Consider the following 21,651-nt stretch of genomic DNA (forward strand, 5'->3'; position numbering starts at 1 on the left):
TCAGCTCACGCCGGGGCAGGGCTGCGGTGGCGGGCGTCCAGCGTGCCCGGCCGCCTCCGCGAGCAGGGACGCGGGGAGCGACGCCTGGCGGCCCGGGGCGGCGGGCTGCCGCGCCCGGTCGCCGACACACGACCTGAACCGCTGGCCGCCACGCGGCTCTCCTTCATCCCCGGGATTCCCGCCCTGACCCGCGCCGACCTGTACGAGCTGAAGGACGCCCTGCTATTGGGTCTGCTCGCCGAGGGCCTGCTCAACAGCTGCTCGCGCGGGATGTGAGCCGGTTTTCAGGCCCGATGTTTTCCTTTCGCACTTCTTGACAGCGCCCTCTCGCTACCCGCAGGATCACTCCCCGAACCTGTCAGACAGCCAGACAGGTGGACCGACACTGCGGCGCGTCAGCGCCATGGAAGCGGTGCTGACCCACCTCCGCGGCGCCATCGAGCGCGGCGAATACGCCATCGGCGACAAGCTCCCTTCCGAGGCGGAGCTGTGCCGCACCCTGGAGATCAGCCGGCCTGTGCTGCGGGAGGCCCTCCGAGCCCTGCAGACCATGGGCCTGACTGTCTCCAAGACCGGTAAGGGCACCTTCGTCGTCGCCAACACCGTCGAGGACCCCACGTTCGGCGACTACGCGGCCAGCGACCTGCTCGAAGTGCGCCGCCACATCGAGATCCCCGTCGCCGGGTACGCGGCGACACGCCGTACCCCGGAGAACCTCAACCACCTCGCCCACCTCCTGGACCGGATGGAGCGGGAGACCGACACCACCACGTGGGTCGCCATGGACACGATCTTCCACATCGCGGTCGCCGAGGCGTCCCAGAACCCGGTCTTCCGCCGGGTCATCGAGGAGATCCGGGACGCACTTGCCCGCCAGTCGGCCTTCCTGAACGAACTCGGCGGTAGGCGCGAGCAGTCCAACCGCGAGCACCGGGCGATCGTCGAGGCGCTGATCGACGGCAGCGAACACGACGCGGTCGAGGCGATGTCCCATCACCTCGACCGCGTGGAGACCACCCTCACCGACATCGTGCGCTCCGCGAGCGCACGGACACCCCCACGGAAGGCGGACTCGAGGCGTGAGCGAGCAGTCCCTCCAGCAGGAGGCCATACCCACCGCGAAATCGGCCGCGCACGTCGACGCCGGAGACGCCGGCTACAGCAAGTCGCTGAAGTCCCGGCACGTCAACATGATCGAAGCCTGATCGCCTCGGACTGGAGTCCGGTCTCGGTCAGCCTCACCCACAGCGCCCCCGCGGACCCGACAACCCATCACCGCGTCCTTGGCACCACCATCGCCTACGACCAGGACTACGCGGGCATCGTCCTGTACGCCGCCGATCTCAACGCGAGCAACACCCTGGCCGACCCCCTGCTTCGGACCTATGCACGCCAGTTCCTCCAGAGCCTCCCCGCGCACCGGGAAAGCCCGCTACCGCAGCATGTCCGCGGGATCATCGAAGTGCTCCTGCCCACCGGACGCTGCACGATCCAGCAGGTCGCACGCACCCTCGACGTCGATGTCCGCACCGTTCAACGTCATCTCGCCCGAACCGGCGACACATATTCCCCGCTCCTCGAGGCGGTACGAGCCGACCTCGCACAGCGCTATGTCACAAGGCTGGACCGCCCCCTCACCGAGGTCGCCGAACTCCTCGGATTCTCGGCCCTCGGCACCTTCTCCCGCTGGTTCCACACACGGTTCGGAAGCAGCCCCACCGCCTGGCGTGCCGCGGTGCGGACCGATTCCGTCGGGTCCATTACGGCGCACTACTGAGCTTTTCGATGGGTTGTCGGGTGGGTTGGTCAGGTTGGTGTGAGGCTGAGTGTGGTGCCTTGGAGGCATCCGTCGATGAGGTGGGGGTGGTGCTGGATTCTGCGTAGGCCACGCCTGATGGCCTGCTCCAGTTGGTCGCGGTCCCCGAAGAACACGTTGGCGGTGGCACTGCGCCGCAGCAGCGACCAGATTCCCTCGACCGGATTCAACTGGGGTGAATAGCTGGGCAGTTGAATGATGGTGAGCCAGTCGTGGGCGGCGGCGTACTGACGGATCGGGGCAGATCGGTGGACGTTGAGATTGTCCCAGATCAAGACGATCGGGCCGCCGAGCTGGATGTGTGCCCGTACCAGCAGGTCGCGGTAGTCCTTCCAGGTGAAGGCCCGGCGGGCACCCTTGAGGCGGCTCTGGATGCGGGGCCGGTAGATCAGTCTGCTGGTGTGGCCGGGCTTGTAGCAGGCCAGTGCCGCCAGAGAGAGCCGGCCGCGGGAGGCACCACGGACCCGCACGGTCGGCGTGGATGCGCGAGGAGCCCAGGTGCGGGCCCGGTGCGGCGTCATCGAGACAGCGGCCTCGTCCTCGAAGACGATCCATGCCCCGAGCGCCGCCGCGGTGGCTTTGCCGCGGGCCAGGTCTCCTTCACCCATCCGGCCACCGCCGCCCGGTCCTGCTCGGCCGCCCGCCGGGCCGGCTGCTGGCAGGACCAGCCGTGCCGCCGCAGCAGTTCCCACACCGCTCGCACCGACAGCCACAGGCCGAGTTCCTGCTCGATCAGCATCGCCACCCTGGCCAGGGTCCATCTCTCGTCCGGCCATCCGTGGGCCACCGTCCCCTTCAGCAACTCGGCTTCCAGAAGGGAGAATTGTTCCGCAGAGACCTTCGGCCGCTTGGCCGGACCGGAGGAACACAGGGCCACAGTGCCCTGTTCGCGCCAGGCCCGCTTCCAGCGTTCCACCGAACGGACGCCGACCCGGAGCTCTTTCGCGATCACCCTGTTCTTCTCACCCCTGTCGAACCCCTGGGCCGCGAGCATCCGGATCCGCTCTCGCGCAGCCTGGTCCCTGGGACCGAGCCCACCACCTTGCGCGTATCGCATATCTACGGCATACCGCGGGGATCAACCCCCGTCACCACCCACGACAACCCATCGAAAAGCTCAGTAGCTAGTCGTACCTCTTCGCGGAGACCCACCTGTCGCACCCGTGATCAAAGTCCGATTGTGTCTGCGACATGCCCGAACCTGTTTACTTTCTGGAAATCTAGCCGTAGCCTCAGATCGAAACCACAGACTCGGGCACAGCCGGGCGAGACGTCGGAGGCAGACGGACATGTACGCACCGGAGCGGCAGCAGGAGATCCTCCGCCTTGCGCGTGACGGCGGACGCGTGGACGTGCTGTCACTCGCCGAGGAGTTCCAGGTCACCGCGGAGACCATCCGCCGTGACCTGAAGACCCTGGACCGGGCCGGTCTCGTACGGCGTGTGCACGGCGGTGCCATACCGGCCGGGCGGCTCGACTTCGAGCCCGACGTCGCCGAGCGCGAGGGCACCGCGGCCGACGAGAAGGACCGCATCGCCCGCCTCGCGCTCGCCGAACTTCCCGAGGACGGCACCGTGATCCTCGACGCGGGCACCACCGTCGCCCGCCTCGCCGCGGCTCTGCCCCTGGAGTCGACGCTCACCGTCGTCACCCACGGCCTGCCCGTCGCGGCCCGCCTCGCCGACCACCCCGGCATCCAGCTGCACCTCGTCGGAGGCCGCGTCCGCCACCGCACCCGCGCCGCCGTCGACGCCTGGGCCCTGCGGGCGTACGGGGAGATCCGCGCCGATGTCCTCTTCCTCGCGGCCAACGGGTTCTCCGCCGAACACGGCCTGACCACCCCCGACCTCGCCGAGGCCGCCGTGAAGCGCGCGGCCGTCTCCGCCGCCCGCCGGGTCGTGCTGCTCGCCGACTCCGCCAAGTACGGGCAGGAGCACTTCGCCCGCTTCGGCGACCTGGGCGACGTGGACGTGCTGATCACCGACAGCGGCCTCAGTGACGCGGACGCCGCCGCCATCGAGAAGGGCGGCACGGAGGTGGTCCGCGCATGAGCCCGCCGACTCCGAAACCGGCTCCAGACACCGGGGGCTCGGCCCCGACACCGACACCGACACCGACATCGGCCCCGACACCGGCATCGGCTCCGGCACCCCCACGCAAGCCCCCACGCAAGCCATCACGGAAGACACACGCGGCATGATCCTCACCGTCACCCCCAACCCGTCCCTGGACCGCACCTACGAGGTCCCCGCACTCGACCGGGGCGAGGTCCTGCGCGCCACCGGCGAGCGCATGGACCCGGGCGGCAAGGGCGTCAACGTCTCGCGGGCCGTCGCCGCCGCCGGCGCCCCCACACTCGCCGTGCTCCCGCTGGGCGGCGCGCCTGGTGCCCTGGTCGCCGAACTCCTCGACGCCCAGGGGATCAGCGTCGCCCCCGTACCCGTAGCCGGACAGACCCGGTCCAACATCGCGCTCGCCGAGCCGGACGGAACCCTGACGAAGATCAACGCGCCGGGCCCCGAACTCACCCCGCAAGAAGCCGAGTCACTGCTCACCGTCGTCGGCGAGCGCTCCGCGGGCGCCGACTGGATCGCCTGCTGCGGCAGCCTCCCGCGCGGCCTCACCCCGCCCTGGTACGCCGAGCTGGTCGCCCGCGCCCACGCGGCCGGCGCCCGTATCGCCCTCGACACCTCGGGCCCGGCCCTCCTCGCGGCCCTGCGCGAACGGCCCGACGTCGTCAAGCCGAACGCGGAGGAGCTCGCCGAGGCGGTCGGCCGTCCGCTCGCCACCGTCGGCGACGCCCTCAAGGCGGCCGAGGAGCTGCGGGACCTCGGAGCGCGCGCCGTACTCGCCTCCCTCGGCTCGGACGGGCAGCTGCTCGTGGACGGCTCGGGCGCCTGGTTCGCCACCGCCCCGGTCGACACCGTCCGCAGCAACGTCGGCGCGGGCGACTCCTCCCTGGCCGGCTTCCTCATCGCGGGCGGCACCGGCCCGCGGGCGCTGGCCTCGGCCGTCGCCCACGGCGCCGCGGCGGTCCAGCTCCCGGGCAGCGCGATGCCGACCCCGGCCGACCTGGACCCGGACGCGGTGACCCTCACGTCGGACGTCCCGCTGGACCGCGCACTGAAGGAGCCCGCGCCATGACGGCCTGCGCCCCGCCCCTGAATACGCCCCATCCGGTCGCTTCCGGCCTGATCACTCCCCACGCTCCCTTCCGGAGCCGCCGTTCCCGCGGCGAAACCCCCGTTCCCACCCCCGCCGCCAAGGCGATACGCGTACGAAGGAGCCCGCGATGAGCGAGATGATCACCGCGGACCTGGTCGATCTCGACCTGTCCGCCGACACCAAAGAGGCGGCGGCCCGCGCCCTCGCCGAACGGATGGTCGCCCGGGGCCGGGTGACCGACCTGGACGGCTTCCTGTCCGACGTCGCGGCCCGCGAGGCGCAGATGCCGACCGGCCTCGACGGCGGCATCGGCATCCCGCACTGCCGTAGCGAGCACGTCACCGAGCCGACCCTCGCCTTCGGCCGCAGCGCCGACGGGATCGACTTCGGGGCGCCGGACGGCCCGGCCGACCTGATCTTCCTCATCGCCGCGCCCGCTGGGGCGGACGACGCCCACCTCACCATCCTGTCGTCGCTGGCACGGCAGTTGATGGACGAGGACTTCAAGGCGGCGCTGCGCACGGCGACCGACGCGGGGGCCACGGCGGCGCTGATCCGCGGGGACGAACCCGAGCCCGCTCCCGAGCCGGAGTCCACTCCCGAGCCCACTACCGAGCCGGAGTCCACTCCCGAGCTCACTACCGAGCCGGAGTCCACTCCCGAGCCCGAGACCGCTCCCGCGGCCCCCGCCGCGAAGTTCAAGATCGTGGCAGTCACCTCCTGCCCCACGGGCATCGCCCACACCTACATGGCGGCCGAGTCCCTGGAGAAGGCGGGCCGGGACGCGGGGGGCGTGGAGGTGGTGGTCGAGACGCAGGGCTCGGCCGGGTTCACCCGTCTCGCCCCCGACGTGATCGCCGCCGCGGATGGCGTGATCTTCGCGCATGACGTGCCCGTACGGGAGAAGGACCGCTTCGCCGGGAAGCCCACCGTCGACGTCGGCGTGAAGGCCGGCATCAACCGGCCCGCCGCACTCATCGGCGAGGTACGCGAGAAGGCCGCGCGCGGCGAGACGACCTCGGGCGCCCCGTCCGCGACCCCCGTGGACCGGGCCGGTGACGCCGGCGACGGCTACGGCACCAAGCTGCGCAAGTGGCTGATGAGCGGCGTCAGTTACATGGTCCCCTTCGTCGCGGCAGGCGGTCTCCTCATCGCCCTCGGCTTCGCGATCGGCGGCTACACCATCAACAAGGCGCCGTCCGTTGCCGAGCACTTCGTGTGGACCCAGACCGACAGCTGGGCCGCGCTGCTCTTCCAGGTCGGCTCCGTCGCCTTCGCGTTCCTCGTCCCGGTCCTCGCGGGCTTCATCGCGTACGGGATGGCCGACCGGCCGGGGCTCGTGCCCGGGTTCGTCGGCGGTTCGATCGCGCTCACCATCAACGCCGGCTTCCTCGGCGGCCTCGCCGCCGGTCTCATCGCGGGCGGCGTCGTGATGGCGATCCAGAAGGTGAACGTGCCTCCCGTGCTGCGCGGGATCATGCCGGTGGTCGTCATCCCGCTGATCTCCTCCGCGGTGGTCGGCTTCCTGATGTTCCTCGTCATCGGCAAGCCCATCGCCTCCCTCCAGCGCGCCCTGACGGACTGGCTGAACTCCCTGTCCGGCGCCAACGCGATCATCCTCGGCGTCATCCTCGGCCTGATGATGTGCTTCGACCTGGGTGGCCCGCTGAACAAGGTCGCGTACGCCTTCGCGGTCGGCGGCCTCGCGAACCCCACCGAGGGCTCGCTCAAGGTCATGGCCGCGGTGATGGCCGCCGGCATGGTCCCGCCGCTGGCCATGGCCCTCGCGACGACCGTGCGCGGCCGGCTCTTCACCAGGACCGAGCGCGAGAACGGCAAGGCGGCCTGGGTGCTCGGCGCCTCGTTCATCACGGAGGGTGCGATCCCGTTCGCCGCGGCGGACCCGCTGCGCGTCATCCCCGCCTCGATGGCGGGTGGCGCGGTCACCGGCGCCCTGTCGATGGCCTTCGGCTGCACCCTGCGCGCCCCGCACGGCGGCATCTTCGTGGTCCCGCTGATCGGCAACCCGTTCCTCTACCTCATCGCGATCGCCGCCGGTGTCTGTGTGTCGACGGCCTTGGTCGTGATCCTGAAGGGTATGCGGAAGTCCGCGCCCGAGGGCGGGGCGGACGGGGCGGGCGACGCGACGGCGCAAAAGGGAGAGGAGCCGAAGATACCGGTGGCCGCCTGACAGCAGATACCGGTAACCACCTGACAGTTCGGAACTGTCCGCTCATGCGAGATACACCACGGTCCGGGACCAAAGTCCCGGACCGTGGTGTTGACTGGCGCCCTACCTGAGCACGTGTCGATCTTTGAGCAGATGGGTGTGGCGTTCCTCGCGGTCGCCACCGTGGGGTGGGTGGGTGGTCGGTCTCGTCCGGCTGGTCCGCCATGTGGGCTGGGGCACCGAGCGGCCCGCGCCTCGCTGCCGGGTCAGGGCGGACCGCCCGCCCTGGAGGCCGTGCCGCTGACACCGGACGAGCGGGACGCATTCGCGGGCCCGGTAAGGCAGTTCAGCCGCCGTTAGTCGCCGGCCGTCAGCGGCCAGCTGCTGGTCGCCGGCCGGTTCTCCGCCCAGTTCCAGGAGCTGGTGCGCAACGCGTACCCGCCTCTCGGTGGCAGCAGCGGCGGCGACACCCAGGCACCCTCCGTGCCGACCGGCCTGACAGTCACCGGGAAGACGAGTGGCAGTGTCTCGCTGTCCTGGTCGGCCTCGACCGACAACACCGGCGTGACCGCCTACGACGTGTACCGCGCAGGTGTGCAGGTGGGCTCCTCGGCGACGACCACCTTCACGGACACGGGGCTCACCGCCTCGACCGCGTACAGCTACACGGTCAAGGCCCGGGACGCGGCGGGGAACGTCTCGGCGGCGTCCGCGGCGATCTCGGCAACCACGTCCGCGGGTGGCGGAACCGGCACCGGCACTCTCAAGGTCCAGTACAAGAACAATGACTCGTCGGCCACCGACAACCAGATCCGGATGGGCGTGCAACTGGTCAACACCGGGACCACCACGGTGAACCTGTCCACCGTGAAGGTGCGCTACTGGTTCACCCCCGAAGCCGGCGCGAGCACCTTCGGCACCGCTTGCGACTACGCAGTGCTGGGTTGCGGCAATGTGACCCACGGCGTGACGGCCTCCGGCAGTTCGGCCGCCGGCGCCAGCCACTACCTGGAGGTCGGCTTCGGCAGCGGCAGCCTCGCGGCAGGAGCCTCCACCGGTGAGATCCAGCTGCGCCTGAACAAGACCGACTGGTCGAACTTCAACGAGGCCGACGACTACAGCCGCGGCACCAACACGGCTTATGCCGACGCGGCGATGCTCGGGGTCTACGTGGACGGCACCCTCGCCTGGGGCACCGCTCCCTGACCTGTCCGGCACCCTTTTCCCACCGATTCCACCGCTCCCGTTGCCGCGCCCGCCGAGGCGGCGGGCGCGGCCGGGAGTGTCTTGTATGTTCATGTAAGCCGTGGTGCTGACGCTTCTGCTGTGTCGTGTGGTGGGTGCTACTGGTTGTCGGTGACGCGGTCGCCTGGACGCTACGGCTGCAGAGCGAGCGCCTGCGGTCGATTCAACAAGTCGGACACTCCCGCAGGGGACGAAGGCGGGTGCGCCGGGTCGAGCGCGTTGAGCACCACGGCCAGGGGGCCGGTCGATGTGTCCGGTCAGATCGATGGGACAGTTCGTCGGTCGGCTGCCGGTCAGTCAGCGGGCAGACCGAACCAGCGGAGGAGTACGGGTCGTGCGTCGTCGGGGGCATCCTCGGGGCCGCGGGCATAGCGCGCGAGCAAGGCCAGATAGTCGTCATGGAACGCGTCCAGCTCACTCTTCGTGAGGTGGATGAGGCTGCGTGAACCCCGCATCCAGCCTTCGGACTCCGCCTGTCCGGCGGTGAACTGCCGGGCGAGCTCGACGTCCTCCTCCATCCTCATCCGGTCCAGCTCGGCCGACATGGCGCGCTCGGCCTCCGTCAGCTCACCCTGCGGCGGTCGGCGGATGTCGAGGCCGCGCACCCCGCGCCACCAGCGCTCACGCCCGGTGGAGCGCTCGGGGATGTCCTCGATGAGGCCGCTGCGCTCCAGCATGCGCAGGTGGTAGCTGAGCGTCCCGGTGTTCTCGCCGAGGGCGGCGGCCAGCGTGGTCGAGGTGGCCGGGCCCGCCGCGCCGAGGTGGCGCAGGATGCGCAGGCGCAGGGGATGCGAGAGGGCCTTGAGCACCTCTGGGCTGTCGACCGTGCGCCGCCCTGCGCCTTCCGCTCTCTGCTCTTTCGTCATGGCGGCAGTCTATCCAGAGCGCAGCGATTTCTCTGCAGAACTTCCTCTGCAGAGGAAGTTCTGCAATGCTGGGGCGTATGACGCCGAACCGAGTGACCTTGAATCGCACAGTCCGCCGCTTCACAAGTGCTGCTGCGGGGGCACTACTTGCCGGACTCGCCCTGGGCGCCGCACCCGCGCATGGAGCTGAACGGGCCGCGGACCTGCCCGAGTTCGACTTCTCCGCCTGCCCGACCGTCGACGAGCTGCCCGCGGGTGCAGACCCCGGGACCTGGCGCTGCGAGGTCATGCACGCCACGGGGTATCTGCGCATGGGCGCCTTCGACGAGCCGCTCACCGAACCTATGAAGATCACCTTTGCGGAAGGCCGTGTGGACGGTGAATTCCGCCAGGTCTTCGGGGAGATGACCGCTGCGCCAATCCAGGTGGGAGGCACCCCGTTGGCCCTGACTCCGCAGTACGGCGGCTACTCGGACTTCCTGTCCGACGACACCCGGCGCGGCGAGTTCGACATCAAGTTCGCCATAGGCTCGGCGCACGGGCTGCTGGCCCTGCCGTCGTCGGGCTGCTCGGTGGGCAGCGATGAGAACGCGGTCCACCTGGTGCTCAAGGACACCGATCCCACCCGGGTGATATCCAAGGACCCCCTGGTCGTCGCCTTCGGTGCCCAGGACACGGAGTTCGCCGCCCCGGGCACTAGTGGCTGCGGCCCCCTGAGCCACGCGCTCGACCGGGCCCTGGGCCTGCCGTCCGCGGCGGGGGCGAACGCCTTCGACATGGATGTCACGGTGGCCATCCGGCCCTATGCGTAGGCCGGTTCGGTTGAGTAATTGTCAATACCTGCACGGCGGCCTTCGGCGACGCCTATGCCGCCGCCCGCGCGCCCGTCATCACTGTCCGCCCAGCATGTGAGCCCCGCATCGGCGAGGGCTTCAGTGATCCTCATGGTGCTGGTCACTCTCTACGAACTCAGCCCTCTGTCGTCGCCCCGCCCCTACTCGCCTGCGCGGACAAGCATTTTCCCCGTGTTCTCCCCCCGCAGTGTTCCCAGGAACGCTGTCACGATGTTCTCGAATCCCTCCACCACCGTCTCCTGGGGCACCAGCGCGCCGGAGCGGATGTGTGGGACCGCGAAATCCTCCAGAAGTGGCTGCGCGTCGCGGTGGTCGCGGACGAGGACACCTTCCAGCCGGAGGGACTTGCCGACCACGTCGAAGAGGTTGCGCGGGGCGGGCGGGGGAGAGGTGAGGGAGTTGTACTGGGCGACCGCGCCGACCCAGGCGATGCGGCCGAAGTCGCGCAGCGAGCCGATGGCAGCCTCCAGGTGGTCACCGCCGACGTTCTCCACCGCTGCGTCGACGCCGTCGGGGGCCGCGCCGGCGAGCAGGTCGGAGACCGGGCCGTCGTGGTAGTCGAAGGCCGCGTCGAAGCCGAGTTCCTCCACCAGCCGCTTGACCTTCGTCGCCGATCCCGCGCTGCCGACGATCCGCCCCGCTCCCAGGAGCCGTGCGAACTGGCCCGTCGCCGTGCCCACGCCACCGGCCGCGGCGGAGACGAAGAGGTCCTCGCCCGGCTGGAGTCGCAGGATGCGGGTCAGCGCCACGTATGCCGTCAGGCCGGTGCCGCCGAGGACGGAGAGGTGCGCGGTGAGAGGCACCCCGTCGTAACGCGGGAGTATCCGAACCTCCGAGGCCGGCAGCAGCGCGTGGGTCCGCCAGCCCTTGCGGTGCAGGACGAGGTCCCCTGGGGCGAGGGACGGGTCGGCGGAGGAGAGGACGCGGCCGATGGTGCGGCCTTCGAGGGGTGAGTTCAGGTTCCACAAGGCCGAGCCATCGGGAAGGCCTGCCACGTCCATCAGCTCGCGCATGTACGGGTCGACGGAGAACAGGACGTTCTCCAGGAGTATCTGACCGGGCGCCGGTGCTGTCAGTACCTCCTGCGTGAAGGTGAAGTCGGACGCGGACGGGAAACCGGAGGGGCGTGCAATCTGGTGCACGACCTGTGCTGTGATCGTCATGACCACGACGCTACGGAGGAATCCCAGGCCCGGGCAGACCGCTTCGTCGATGGTTCCCTTGCTGAACATGAAAGGCGCTCATGGCTGAACTCACCCCTCCCGAGCTGCGCGTACTCCTGGCCGTGGGCGACGAGGGCGGTTTCACCGCCGCCGCGACGGCGCTGGGGATGACGCAGTCCGCTGTCTCTCACGCCGTTCGGGGGATGGAACGCAAGCTCGGCGTGGTCCTCTTCGAACGGGGCCGTAGGGGCGCCACGCCCACCCCGGCCGGCGAGCGCGCCGTCGGCCATGCCCGCCGGATCCTGCGGCTGTACGAGGTGATGGCCGCCGAGGTCCGCGGCGGCGGCGCCGAGGACACTCTCACCGGCCCGCTGCGTGTCGCCGTCTTCCGCAGCGCGGCGCTGCACCTACTGCCGCAAGCCTTGGAACGGCTGGCCCGGCGCCATCCCGGTCTCAGCCCAGAAGTCCGGGTAGTTCGGGATGTGGGACGCGGGACCAGTGGCGAGGTGGCCGACGGGCGCGCGGACCTGGCGATCGCGACACTCGGCGGGTCGACACCGCTGCCGCATGGACTGATCACGGGAGACCTCGTGGCGGAGTCGTACGCCTTCGTCCATCCGGCCGGTCACCCGGACCCGCGCGGCCTGCCGTTCATTGACTGGGAGGAGAACTGCTCCTCCTACACCGCCGACTGGTGGTCCAGCCAGGACTGGCTGCCGCGCGCCACGATCACCGCCGAGGACGACGGAACGGTGCTGGCGCTGGTCTCTCAGGGACGGGGGATGGCCGTCATGCCCGAGCTCTCGCTGCGCGACGCACCGCCGACAGTCGAGATCGCCGACCTCGGCCCCGGCCGCCCGACCCGGCGTATCGGCTACGCCACGACGCCGGAGCTGGCCCGTACGGCGGGAGTCCGAGCGCTGATAAGGGAACTGAGGGCAGGACGCGCAGTTGGCACCCCTGGTGAATGACCTCCACGTGAGACGGAGGGCAACGCGTGCGAATCCGCGCTGGAATGAGGTGAGTTCCCGCCTGCTGTCAAAGACGGGGGCTCACCTACCCCGAGCGGCCCCGGTTCACCCGGCGGCGCCCGGCGGCCCCCGACCTGTTCGCGCTGGACCAGCTGGCGACCGACGCAGCCGCCCGCGCCCACGCACTGCTCAGCACCGGCCGCGATCCGGTGGCGGAGCTGACGCTGTGGCAGGACGCGGACAACTCGCCGCCGCCCGCCCCGGTTCCGGCCTCACCGTCGGCTCCCGCTCGCTCTACGCCTCGCTCGCCTCCGCCGCCGAACGCACCCCCGCCGAACTGGCCCGCGCAGTCGCGGCCTGGCGGCAGGGCGGCATCGAAGGGCTCGCCGTTCTCGAGGAGCCCTGGGCCCCCCGGCCGGACGCTTCGACCGCGCCCGCCCGCTCCTCCTCGCCGCCGACCTGTCGACCTTCCGCCCTTGGCGCAACCACCTCACCCACCCCCGCGGCCATGTCCAACTCCGCCTGGGCCGGGGCGGGTTGTGGTATGCGTACGAGTCGGAACCGGGCCACGACGACTGGTCGCTCCGCGGCACCCCCGACCTCGATCCGGTCGGCGCCCTGACCGGCCTCGGCGCTTCGCCGGAGCGCTGACGGGTATGCACGTATGTGGCGCGACGGGCAAGGCGGCGCGACCGGCAACGAGCGCGGCCTCTGTCACTCGATGTGCTACTACACTGCGCCGTGGCACCACAGGACACACACAGCAACTGGCCGAGAGCGAACGGGGAGAGGCATGGCTACGGGGGGATGGGGGCCGGGAAACGGCCCGGGTCAGCCTGGCGGCAACGGACCGGGAGGCCAGGGCGGCTGGGGCGCTCCCTACGGACCACCGCAGGGCGGCCCGTACGGTCCGCCACCACCGAATCCGGGCCCGTACCCGATCCCGAACCAGCCTCCGCACCCGAACCCGTACCCGTACCCCTACGGTCCCCAGCCCACGAGGCCCGCCGCCCGGCGCCGCCGCGGCTGCCTGTCGTTCGGCGCTCCCTTCGGGCTCATCGGCGCGATCCTGCGCTCCGCGCACCGCGTGGCCACCAGGCTCTTCGCGCAGGAGCGCGACGGCCGGATCGTGGACCGCACCGTGGACCGCGTCCAGCTGGCCCGCACGGTGCTCGGTGCCGCCGCCACCATCGCCCTGATCCTCGCCTACAACGTGGATCCGAACCGCTGGGAGGACGCGGCGTACGGGGGTGCCGCCCAACTCATCCTCGCCCCGTTCGTGCTGATCATCGCCGCGCCCCTGGTCATCATCGGATTCATCTACTACGCGCCCCCGCACCTGCGGCCACATCTGCGCTCCCGGCTGCGCGCTCCGCTCAAGGCGGTCGGCTGGTACGTGCTGACGTTGGTCGTGATGGGCGGAATCCTCGTCCCGACGGGCCTGACCGTCAACGCCGACGACGGGAAAAGCTGGTGGGAGTACGTACTGGCCGTCGCCTCGCTGATCGTGATCGTGTGGGGTTTTCCCTTCTTCTTCATGGCGTCGCTGTACTCGGCCCGCAGTACCTTCAACAGCGGCCAGGTCCACCCGATGCTGCCGCCCGTCCTCACCCTGACGCTGGTGTGGGTGTTCGCGGTCTTGAACATGACCGAAGGCATGCCGGGAGGCCCGCCCATCGTCCAGATCGGCTCCACGCTGGGCGGGCCACTGTCGGTGACCGCCGTCTCGCTGTGGGAACTGCGGCGGATGAGAACCCGTTTCGGCGTCACCCTGCGCGCCTGATCCGGCGTCGGCGGGCCCCGCTCCCAGGGAAGAGCGGACCCTCGGCGAAGGGGTGTGAGGGTTCGCCGATGATCCGCGGGAGTCAGGTGTAAGGGCGCAGGGCCCTGCATCCGGAAGGCCGGAATGGGCGGTTGGCGTGGGTGCGTCGATGGTGTTCGTGACTCGCCGGTGACAGAAGAGCGTTGCAGAAACCCGGCTGGCCTGACTGACGCGACTAGGCCCCGCCCATTGTGGATGCGCGTTTGGCCCGGCTCGTGGAGTGTCATGCCTCGCAGCTGCTCGAGCTGCCTCAGGCGAAGTCTGCTGCGGTGATGCCGTCGGGATGTCCGGACGGCCACTCCACCAACTCGATCCGGTAACCGTCCGGGTCCGTGAGCCACGATGTCTTCGGGCCGTGAGGGCCGCCCGGGTACTGGAGGGGTTCGGGCCTCAGGCCGGCTTCGGTCAGCGTCTCCAGGGTCGTGGCGAGCGTTTCCACCTGGATCGCGAGGTGGTCGAAACCGCTGCCTACGTCGACCGGTTTCTCGCCGGGGCGGTGGACCAGTTCGAGCGAGGCCGCCGCTTCGTCGGGGAACTTGAGGATCACGAGGCGAGCCCCGTCGCCGCCCTCGACCCTGCCCAGTTCGGCGTAGCCCAAGGTGGTGTAGAAACCGAGCGAGCGGTCCAGGTCGGTGACGCGGTAGGAGACGAAGAGCGTCTTCACGCGGCCGCCTCGGGTCGATGCACCCGGTAGCGGAGGTGCGTAACGTCTCGATCTTCGAGCCGCCGGACGAGGTCGAGTTCGATGTGATCGCTACCCAGGTGGTCGAACAGCCGCCGGCCCTCCCCGAGGAGGACCGGAACCAGGTGGATCTCCATCTCGTCCACCTGCCCGGCTCGGAGAAGTGCTTGGGCCGTCCCCGCCCCATGGACCATGACCGGCCGGTCCCCTGCGGCTGCGCGAGCCTGGCGGGCGCAGTCCTCGACATCGGTGACGAAACGCGCGTGGCCGGGTGGCACGTCCCCGTCATCCACCTGGTGGGTGAGGACGAAGATCGGTACGCCGTCGTGGTGGTCGCCCTGCCAGCGCCCGGCGAGTTCGAAGGTCCGACGGCCGGAGATCACCGCGCCGGTCGCCAGCGCTTCGCGGTAGACCTGGCCGCTCGGACCGTCGGGCTCCCGGTCGTCGAGCCAGTTGAAGAGCCGCCCACCGTCGCGTCCGAGCTCCTGCCCTGGCCGATCGTCCGGGCCGGCGATATAGCCGTCGAGCGACATCGACATGTACAGCCGAATCGGATTGTTCATCCTGGCCTCCATCTCTCCTCCATGACCGAGATCCGGCGTTTCCTGATCCGCCGACGGGGCGGGAGTGGCACAAGGAAGACTTCAGGCAACCGGCAAACTCATCGGCCCGACGTGCCGGCTTGCTGCCGGGCCTCTGGGGGGGCAGGAGTCATGGCCCGTGGATCAATTGCGGTCGTTGAGGCCGCGTGGCTCTCGGAGCGTTCGACGAGGTGGCCGCGCTCGAAGCGGGCTCCGGCACGGACCACGGTGACGAGGTGGGGTGCGTTCGCGGCCCGCCACCGCTGCCGGGCGGACTCGACGAGCTTGAAGACCATGGCCAGGGTGGCGGCCGCGCTGCCAGCGCCCGGGTTGACCTTGGTCCGCAGCCGGGCAGTGGCGAAAGTCGACTCAATCGGGTTCGTGGTGCGCAAGTGGATCCAGTGCTCGGCGGGGAAGTCGTAGAAGGCCGGCAGCTCGTCCACGTCGTCGGTGGTCTGCTTGACGGCCTTGGGGAACTTCCCGCCGTAGGCCTTGGCGAACGCGGCCACAGCCCTTTGTGCATGGTCGCGGTCCTCGGCGTTGTTATCTCCTGCAGGGCCTTCTTCGCGCCGGGCTGGGCGGATTTCGGCAGGGCGTTCGTAACGTTGGCGATTTTATGAACCCAGCACCTTTGATGGCGGGTTTCGGGGAACACCTCGGCCAGGGCCTTCCAGAAGCAGTGTGCCGTCGCCGACCGCAAGGACGAGAGCGCGCAGGCTGCGGCGAGCGGAGTCGCGCAGGAGATCCGCCCATGAATCGGCGGATTCGCGGTAGCCGTCGCTCATGGCGATCAGCTCCTTGGTGCCGTCGGCGCGCACGCCCATCAGGACCAGTACGCACGACTTCGTCTCGCGCAGGCGGATGCGGTCGACCCAGACGTAGACGTAGTCGGCCCGCCCGCATCCAAGCCCCGCCACGAACTCCTGTTGGAACAAAGTCGTCCAAGGAGTGAAGACCTTGCCAGAACGTCCTGCCCGTGTCGTACGTGAAGATCACGGCCGCGTTGCGACCGTCCGCGGGCTGTGCAGGGCATCGAGTGGCGGCGGCATACAGGTGGCACGTCGAACACATGGCGGCTGGTTGGGCGGCTCCGGCCAGCGCCTGTTTCGACCGGGCCTGTTGAGACACCGTTATGGAGTGCGGGTGCGCTGGAGCGTGACGACTTCGTGGGCCATGGCCAGGACGATGACATCGCCGTGCGCCGAGACGGTTTGCGCCGGCAGGGGGAGCGCGAGCGCCGCCACCACGCGGGTCGTGAGCAGGTCCCATACCCGCACCGAACCGTCCTCGCTGGTGGTGATGGCATGAGGGCGTTGGTCGATCTCCGTCACCGCCACCGCCTTCACCTCGTCGGTGTGGCCGGTGAGGACGGCACGTTCCGTGCCGGAGACCAGATCCCACAACCGCACCGTCCGGTCCTTGCCCGTGGTGACGGCGAGGGGAAGGCCGTGGAGCTGTGTCACCGCCACCGCGTTCACGCGACCGAGGTGGCCGGTAAGGGCAGGGCGTTCGGTGTGGGAAGACACATCCCACACCCGCACCGTCTCGCCGTCGGCGAAGAGGGCGTAGGGACGGTGGCCGATCTCCGCCACCGCGACCGAACCCACCCAACCCGATTGACTGCTGAGGGTGGCGCGTTCGGTGCCTGAAGCCAGATCCCACACCCGCACCGTCCCGTCATGGACGGCGGTGACGGCGTGGGGACGGTTGTCGATCTCCGTCACCACCAGCGCGGTCGCCAAGTCGCCGCGGTCGGTGAGGGCGGCCCGTTCCGTGCCGGTGGCCAGGTCCCACACCTGCACCATCTCGTCGCCGCCGATGAGCACGTTGGGACGGTTGTCGGTCTCCGTCACCACCAATGCGCTCACCCAGCCGCCGTGGTCGGTGAGGGCGGCCCGTTCCGTGCCGGTGGCCAGTTCGCGCACCCGCACCGTCCCGCCGTCGCCGCTGAGGACGTAGGGGGTGTCGTAGATCTCCGCCGTCGCCAGCGCGCTCACCCAACGGGTGTGGTTGCTGAGTGCGTCATGTTCGGTGCCTGAGGCCAGATCCCACACCCGCACCGTCTCGTCATCGCTGGAGGTGACGGCGTGGGGGCGGTTGTCGAGCACGGTCACCGCCACCGCCGTCACACGGTCTGTGTGGCCGGTGAGGACAGTACGTTCAGAGCCGGAGGCCAGATCCCATACCCGGACCGTCCTGTCCTCGCTTGCGGTGACAGCGTGGGGGCGGTTGTCGATCTCCACCACCGCCACCGCGTTCACGCCGGCGAAGTGGCCGATGAGGACGGCGCGTTCGGAGCCAGAGACCAGATCCCACACGCGTACCGTCCCGTCGCCACCGGCGGTGAGAGCGTGCGGACGGTTGTCGATCTCCGTCACCACTACCGCGTTCACGCCGTGGATGTGGCCGGTGAGGGCAATGCGTTCAAAGCCGGAGACCAGATCCCACACCCGCACCGTCCCGTCATCCTGACCGACGAGAGCGTGAGGACGGTCGTCGAGCTCGACCATCGCCACTGCTGTCACCCTGCCGGTGTGACCGGAGAGGAAAGCACGTTCGGTGTCGGAGGCCAGGTCACGCACCCGCACCGTCCCGTCCCTGCTGGCCGTGAGGACGTGGGAACGGCCCCCGACCTTCGACACCGCCAGCGCATCGACCCACTCGGTGTGGCCGGTGAACGCGGCGTGTTCGGAACCGGAGACCAGATCCCACACCCGCACCGTCCCGTCGCCGTGGGTGGTGAGGAAATGCGGACGGTTGTCGATCTCGGACTCCGCCACCGCGATCACGCTGCCGGTGTGACCGGCGAGGACGGCACGTTCGGTGCCGGAGGCCACATCCCACACGCGCACCGTCCCGTCCTCGCCGGCGGTGACGGCGTGGGGGCGGGTGTCGATCTCCACCACTGCTACAGCGCCGACCCTGCCTGTGTGGCCGGTGAGAGTGGCCCGGTGCGCAGGGTGAACAAGGCTGCCCGTAGCCCAGCGTGGTGCCCATGGGCGGGTCCGAGCGAGCTTGGCGGCGAGCTGAGGGTACTCGTAGCGGGCCGCATCGATCGCCAGGATGTCGCGGCGGGCGTCCGCGGGGAGCGGGGCGTGAGCGGCGGCCGAGGCGCGGTAGATGTCGGCGACGATGCGGTGCGCCGGGGCAGTCACTGTGTCCAGGGCGCGCAGCAACGGGGCAGGGGCGGCGTGGACGAGGTACTCGGGGTCGAACAGCAACCCGACCAGGACGCCACCCGCCGCCGCATGCGTAGCCGCGTGGTGGCGGATGTACGGGTGGGCCAGGTGCCAGTCGTTCACGCCGGTGGCAGGGTCTTTGTGGACCAGGGCGGTGAGGGTGTGGGCGATGGTGGCGTGGTCGTCGTGTTCGTGGCCGGTGCGGCGCAGGTGTTCGGCCAGGGTCTCGTGGAAGAGGCGGTAGGCGGATCCCTCGGGGGTGGGGGTCTCGATGATGTAGGCGCCTGCGTGCCGGTGGAGCCAGTCGAGGTCGGCCTGGGAGCAGGGCAGGCCGGACAGGGCCTCGGCGAGGGGGGCCCAGAGGGTGGACCAGGGCAGGCCGGCGCCCTGGGCGTAGGCGAGGGGGCGCAGGAGGCGTTCGGCCTTGGGGCGGTCGGGGCCGAAGCGGTCGAGGTAGGTGGCGAAGGCTTCCTTCGCGTCGCTGGGGAGGTGCTGGTGCCAGTCGGGGCGGCCGGTGTCGACGGTGATCTGGCCGTGGACGAGGGCGCGTGCCGTCATGCGGGCGACGAGGTAGGAGAAGCGGGCTCGTTCGGCGATGCCGTCGGCGATCGTGGCGGCGAGGGCGGGGTCGTGGCGGTAGGGGGAGCGGCTGTCGGGGTCCTGGGCGTCTTCGAGGACGCCGCGGGCGTACGCGGTGATGTCGGCGCGGGTGATGTGTTCCGGCGCGTCGAGGTCGAGGACGTGTACGGCGTGGCCGAGGGCGGGGATCTGGGGGCGACGGGTGCCGACGACGAGCCGTACCGAGGGGAGGGTGGAGAGGGGCTGGAGGAGTTCGCCGGCGATGCGTCGGCTCTCTCGGGTGTCGCCCGCGGTTCCGGCCTCGTCGAGGGAGTCCACCACGACGGCGACGGGTGTGGTGCGGGCGGACAGTGCGGTCAGCACGGTGTCGCGGTCGGCGGGGGAGGGCAGGTGCAGGGCTGCGGCGAGGTCGGTCACCAGGTCGGCCAGGGAGGCCCGGCGGGCGTGCAGGGCGATCACGGAGGGATATGCCGGCAGTGGCAGCTGTTCGCCGCCGGAGGCACCCGGGACCGCCCGCGTCCTCGGAGTGTCGGGGTCGGTCAGGGTCAGGAGGCGTCCCAGTAGTGCCGACTTGCCCGAGCCGGGGTCGCCGGTGACGACGCGGGCCTTGCGGTCGTGGTCCGCGTCCGGGGCGGTGAGGAACGCGGTGAGGTCGGCCAGGGCGCGGGCGCGGCCGGTGAAGTAGTCGCCGCGTTCCCCGGCGTGTTCGAGCCCGCGGCTACGGGGATCGAAGTGCCCGGCGTGGCGGCGGCGCAGCAGGGCGAGGCCGACCAGGTCGATGCCGTCGGCGGGCAGTCCGGGCAGGTAGAGGGGGCTGGGGAAGAAGGGGTCCTGGCCGTCGGTCTCGGTGGTGGTCAACCGGGCCTGCTGGCTGGGGCGGTGGGCCCTGAAGTGGTTGTTGACGCGTTCGGTGACCTCGCGCACGCTCACGTACTGCTGGGTGGCGCCGTGGCGGGGGTGGGCGAAGACGTCGGCGAGGGCGTCGACGAACACGTTCTCCCGCGCCCGGTCCCTGGCGCGGGCGGCCGCCAGGTGCCAGCGGTTGGCCCGCCCGCGGTGGAGGTCCGCCAGGTCGGCGGCGAGCCGGCTGATGTCCGCTGTGCCGGCCCCGGCATAGCAGGTGTCGAGCATGACCAGCAGATGCCCGACCGGGCTCTTCACCAGCGGCCGGGCCAGGTCCTCCGCGGCCAGTGCCCGGGTCCAGCGGCCGGGCCTGGTGTCGCTGCACAGCAGGTAGTGGCGGTCCTCCTCGTGGACGCCGTGTCCGGCGAAGTACACCACCACCACGTCGTCCGAACCCAGGGCCGTTTCCAGGGTCCAGTCCTCGATGCCCTCGGCGAGCGCGTCCCGGGTCGGATCGGCGGCCAGATCGGTGAGGACGGGTGTGTATCCCATCGGCTCGAGCAGTTCCCGTACGCGGCGCACGTCCGCCGGGACGCCGGGCAGGCCGTCGATGCCCGACTCCCGGAACGTGCCGACACCGGCCGCGATCAGGAACCGGCGCCCCGCCACGGCGAGTTCGGCGTCTTCTGCGGCTGCGGGGGGTGTCATGCGTGCGGCGCCCGGAGGCCGGCGGCGACGGCGGTCCCGGTCTTGGGGGCGGTCAGATAGCGCTCGAAGTCGTGCATCCGCACCCCGTTGGTGATCGTCCGGTCGGCCACGCCGTCGCCGGGTCCGGACGCGAACCGCGGGGCCAGCTCGCCCACCAGCGCGACGATGTCACCCGGATCGGCGACGTTCGTCCACCGCGCCACCCCGCCGGGCCACGCCCCACGGCCCTCCACCGGCAGCGGGCTCAGCCTCCGGTGGATCACCGGCAGACCCAGCGGAGAGCCCACCGTCACCAGATCGGTCACCGGCCAGTCGGGGTTCTCGCACAGCGCCTCGTACGCTACGACCGAACCCAGCGAATGTGCCACCACCACCCGTGTGTCCGCACCGATCTCGGCCGCGACCGCCGCGCGGGCGGCCTGCCACACCGGCGGCTCGTCCAGATACCGGCGCACCTGCTTCAGCTCACCGATCAGTATCCGCTCCGACACCGGCCGGAAGAACCGGGCCTCCGTCAGAGCGTTCAGCCGCTCACGCACCCACCGGGAGAGCAGCAGCCGGGACGCGGCGTACCCGGCCGGCCCTCGCGTCCCCTCCTCGTCGGCAGGCGGCACCGCGTCGTCGATCTCCTCCGCCCGGCGGCACCACGCGTCGAGGAGTTCGGCCTCCAGGCCGTCCTCCACATCGCGCTCGTTCCACGCCGGGAGGCCGTCCGACCGCGTCCCTGGCTCGACGAAGCAGTTCCCGTAGAACGCGCACGCCACGGCCTCCGGCTGCAGTGCCTTCCCCGTGGCCAGCTTCACCCCGTCACGGAGCGCGGCGCCCAGACGCAACGACAACAGCTCCGGCCCCTCGAACTGCTGAGCCACTCCGTGCACCAGCACCACCTGCGCCACAACAGCCCTTCCCCGAGTCCCTGCCCAACTACTCCTTCAGAGTAGGGGGCACGACCGCACCGTTCGCCGGTTGATCGCGAATCCGACTGCGAACAGCCTTCAAAAGACGTC

At 70.5% G+C, this 21,651-nt stretch carries 15 protein-coding genes and 6 pseudogenes; 11 read left to right on the plus strand and 10 right to left on the minus strand.

All coding sequences use genetic code 11. The features are described 5' to 3' along the window. Positions 1-141: 141 nt before the first annotated feature. From OHA58_RS38930 to OHA58_RS38940, 3 pseudogenes are all read left to right on the plus strand, one after another. Positions 142-234 (plus strand): annotated as a pseudogene (locus tag OHA58_RS38930) (undecaprenyl-diphosphatase); the annotation flags it as partial. 169 nt (positions 235-403) lie between these two features. Further along, a pseudogene (locus OHA58_RS38935) lies at positions 404-1,083 on the plus strand (FadR/GntR family transcriptional regulator). 172 nt (positions 1,084-1,255) lie between these two features. Then, a pseudogene (locus OHA58_RS38940) lies at positions 1,256-1,777 on the plus strand (helix-turn-helix domain-containing protein); the annotation flags it as partial. A 29-nt stretch (positions 1,778-1,806) separates the two neighbouring features. Here OHA58_RS38940 and OHA58_RS38945 read toward each other — a convergent pair. Both OHA58_RS38945 and OHA58_RS38950 read right to left on the minus strand, forming a co-directional pair. Next, complete coding sequence (locus OHA58_RS38945) at positions 1,807-2,337, minus strand: transposase (RefSeq protein ID WP_405484694.1); 531 nt, start codon at positions 2,335-2,337, stop codon at positions 1,807-1,809. Then, positions 2,334-2,873 carry a winged helix-turn-helix domain-containing protein gene (locus OHA58_RS38950; protein ID WP_405475635.1) on the minus strand — a complete coding sequence of 180 codons (540 nt, stop codon included), beginning with the start codon at positions 2,871-2,873 and terminating at the stop codon, positions 2,334-2,336. Before OHA58_RS38950 ends, OHA58_RS38945 begins: the two co-directional genes overlap by 4 nt. Before the next feature lie 232 nt (positions 2,874-3,105). Here OHA58_RS38950 and OHA58_RS38955 point away from each other — a divergent pair, with 232 nt between their 5' ends. The 4 genes and pseudogenes from OHA58_RS38955 to OHA58_RS38970 all read left to right on the plus strand — a co-directional run. Then, positions 3,106-3,867, plus strand: coding sequence for a DeoR/GlpR family DNA-binding transcription regulator (locus tag OHA58_RS38955; RefSeq protein ID WP_399974080.1), 762 nt, complete (start codon positions 3,106-3,108; stop codon positions 3,865-3,867). Positions 3,868-4,012: 145 nt separating this feature from the next. Next, positions 4,013-4,960 (plus strand): 1-phosphofructokinase, encoded by a 948-nt coding sequence (gene pfkB / locus OHA58_RS38960; RefSeq protein ID WP_405475631.1) that lies wholly within the window; start codon positions 4,013-4,015, stop codon positions 4,958-4,960. Between the two features lie 148 nt (positions 4,961-5,108). Beyond that, the gene (locus OHA58_RS38965) at positions 5,109-7,172 is read left to right on the plus strand and encodes a fructose-specific PTS transporter subunit EIIC (RefSeq protein ID WP_405475628.1); all 2,064 of its coding nucleotides are present in this window, start codon (positions 5,109-5,111) and stop codon (positions 7,170-7,172) included. Between the two features lie 366 nt (positions 7,173-7,538). Beyond that, a pseudogene (locus tag OHA58_RS38970) lies at positions 7,539-8,357 on the plus strand (cellulose binding domain-containing protein); the annotation flags it as partial. Between the two features lie 332 nt (positions 8,358-8,689). Here the strand turns inward: OHA58_RS38970 and OHA58_RS38975 are convergent. Next, positions 8,690-9,262 (minus strand): ArsR/SmtB family transcription factor, encoded by a 573-nt coding sequence (locus OHA58_RS38975; protein ID WP_405475625.1) that lies wholly within the window; start codon positions 9,260-9,262, stop codon positions 8,690-8,692. 92 nt (positions 9,263-9,354) lie between these two features. Here OHA58_RS38975 and OHA58_RS38980 point away from each other — a divergent pair, with 92 nt between their 5' ends. Next, complete coding sequence (locus OHA58_RS38980; RefSeq protein WP_405484692.1) at positions 9,355-10,074, plus strand: hypothetical protein; 720 nt, start codon at positions 9,355-9,357, stop codon at positions 10,072-10,074. Between the two features lie 182 nt (positions 10,075-10,256). Here OHA58_RS38980 and OHA58_RS38985 read toward each other — a convergent pair whose 3' ends face one another. Further along, on the minus strand, positions 10,257-11,279 hold the full coding sequence (locus OHA58_RS38985) for an NADP-dependent oxidoreductase (protein WP_405475622.1): 1,023 nt from the start codon (positions 11,277-11,279) through the stop codon (positions 10,257-10,259). An 80-nt stretch (positions 11,280-11,359) separates the two neighbouring features. Here OHA58_RS38985 and OHA58_RS38990 point away from each other — a divergent pair, with 80 nt between their 5' ends. The 3 genes and pseudogenes from OHA58_RS38990 to OHA58_RS39000 all read left to right on the plus strand — a co-directional run bounded on the left by OHA58_RS38990 (position 11,360) and on the right by OHA58_RS39000 (position 14,033). After that, positions 11,360-12,250: a LysR family transcriptional regulator gene (locus OHA58_RS38990; protein ID WP_405475619.1), complete on the plus strand. Its 891-nt coding sequence runs from the start codon at positions 11,360-11,362 to the stop codon at positions 12,248-12,250. Between the two features lie 88 nt (positions 12,251-12,338). Further along, a pseudogene (locus OHA58_RS38995) lies at positions 12,339-12,901 on the plus strand (hypothetical protein); the annotation flags it as partial. A 142-nt stretch (positions 12,902-13,043) separates the two neighbouring features. Continuing rightward, positions 13,044-14,033 carry a hypothetical protein gene (locus OHA58_RS39000; RefSeq protein WP_405475616.1) on the plus strand — a complete coding sequence of 330 codons (990 nt, stop codon included), beginning with the start codon at positions 13,044-13,046 and terminating at the stop codon, positions 14,031-14,033. Between the two features lie 289 nt (positions 14,034-14,322). On the opposite strand, the gene OHA58_RS39005 is transcribed toward OHA58_RS39000, so the two are convergent. The 6 genes and pseudogenes from OHA58_RS39005 to OHA58_RS39030 all read right to left on the minus strand — a co-directional run bounded on the left by OHA58_RS39005 (position 14,323) and on the right by OHA58_RS39030 (position 21,540). Then, positions 14,323-14,736 (minus strand): VOC family protein, encoded by a 414-nt coding sequence (locus OHA58_RS39005; RefSeq protein ID WP_405475613.1) that lies wholly within the window; start codon positions 14,734-14,736, stop codon positions 14,323-14,325. After that, the gene (locus tag OHA58_RS39010; protein ID WP_405484690.1) at positions 14,733-15,317 is read right to left on the minus strand and encodes a dihydrofolate reductase family protein; all 585 of its coding nucleotides are present in this window, start codon (positions 15,315-15,317) and stop codon (positions 14,733-14,735) included. The genes OHA58_RS39005 and OHA58_RS39010 overlap by 4 nt, the downstream gene beginning before the upstream one ends. A gap of 98 nt (positions 15,318-15,415) precedes the next feature. Continuing rightward, positions 15,416-15,990: pseudogene (locus tag OHA58_RS39015) on the minus strand (transposase). After that, positions 15,950-16,252, minus strand: a complete 303-nt coding sequence (locus OHA58_RS39020; protein WP_405484642.1) for a transposase — start codon at positions 16,250-16,252, stop codon at positions 15,950-15,952. The pseudogene OHA58_RS39015 and the gene OHA58_RS39020 overlap by 41 nt, the downstream one beginning before the upstream one ends. A gap of 213 nt (positions 16,253-16,465) precedes the next feature. Beyond that, positions 16,466-20,644, minus strand: coding sequence for a caspase family protein (locus OHA58_RS39025; protein WP_405475610.1), 4,179 nt, complete (start codon positions 20,642-20,644; stop codon positions 16,466-16,468). Then, a complete protein-coding gene (locus OHA58_RS39030) occupies positions 20,641-21,540 on the minus strand; it encodes an antibiotic ABC transporter ATP-binding protein (protein ID WP_405475607.1) in 900 nt (299 codons plus the stop codon). Before OHA58_RS39030 ends, OHA58_RS39025 begins: the two co-directional genes overlap by 4 nt. Positions 21,541-21,651 lie beyond the last annotated feature (111 nt).

The organism is Streptomyces sp. NBC_00009 (assembly GCF_045040855.1).
GTDB classification, from domain to species: domain Bacteria; phylum Actinomycetota; class Actinomycetes; order Streptomycetales; family Streptomycetaceae; genus Streptomyces; species Streptomyces aureus.

Bases quoted from the DNA above. Each gene is read 5' to 3' on its own strand.
- OHA58_RS38945 (WP_405484694.1), bottom strand. From the start codon at position 2,337: ATGACGCCGCACCGGGCCCGCACCTGGGCTCCTCGCGCATCCACGCCG.
- OHA58_RS38950 (WP_405475635.1), bottom strand. From the start codon at position 2,873: ATGCGATACGCGCAAGGTGGTGGGCTCGGTCCCAGGGACCAGGCTGCG.
- OHA58_RS38955 (WP_399974080.1), top strand. From the start codon at position 3,106: ATGTACGCACCGGAGCGGCAGCAGGAGATCCTCCGCCTTGCGCGTGAC.
- pfkB (WP_405475631.1), top strand. From the start codon at position 4,013: ATGATCCTCACCGTCACCCCCAACCCGTCCCTGGACCGCACCTACGAG.
- OHA58_RS38965 (WP_405475628.1), top strand. From the start codon at position 5,109: ATGAGCGAGATGATCACCGCGGACCTGGTCGATCTCGACCTGTCCGCC.
- OHA58_RS38975 (WP_405475625.1), bottom strand. From the start codon at position 9,262: ATGACGAAAGAGCAGAGAGCGGAAGGCGCAGGGCGGCGCACGGTCGAC.
- OHA58_RS38985 (WP_405475622.1), bottom strand. From the start codon at position 11,279: ATGACGATCACAGCACAGGTCGTGCACCAGATTGCACGCCCCTCCGGT.
- OHA58_RS38990 (WP_405475619.1), top strand. From the start codon at position 11,360: ATGGCTGAACTCACCCCTCCCGAGCTGCGCGTACTCCTGGCCGTGGGC.
- OHA58_RS39000 (WP_405475616.1), top strand. From the start codon at position 13,044: ATGGCTACGGGGGGATGGGGGCCGGGAAACGGCCCGGGTCAGCCTGGC.
- OHA58_RS39010 (WP_405484690.1), bottom strand. From the start codon at position 15,317: ATGAACAATCCGATTCGGCTGTACATGTCGATGTCGCTCGACGGCTAT.
- OHA58_RS39025 (WP_405475610.1), bottom strand. From the start codon at position 20,644: ATGACACCCCCCGCAGCCGCAGAAGACGCCGAACTCGCCGTGGCGGGG.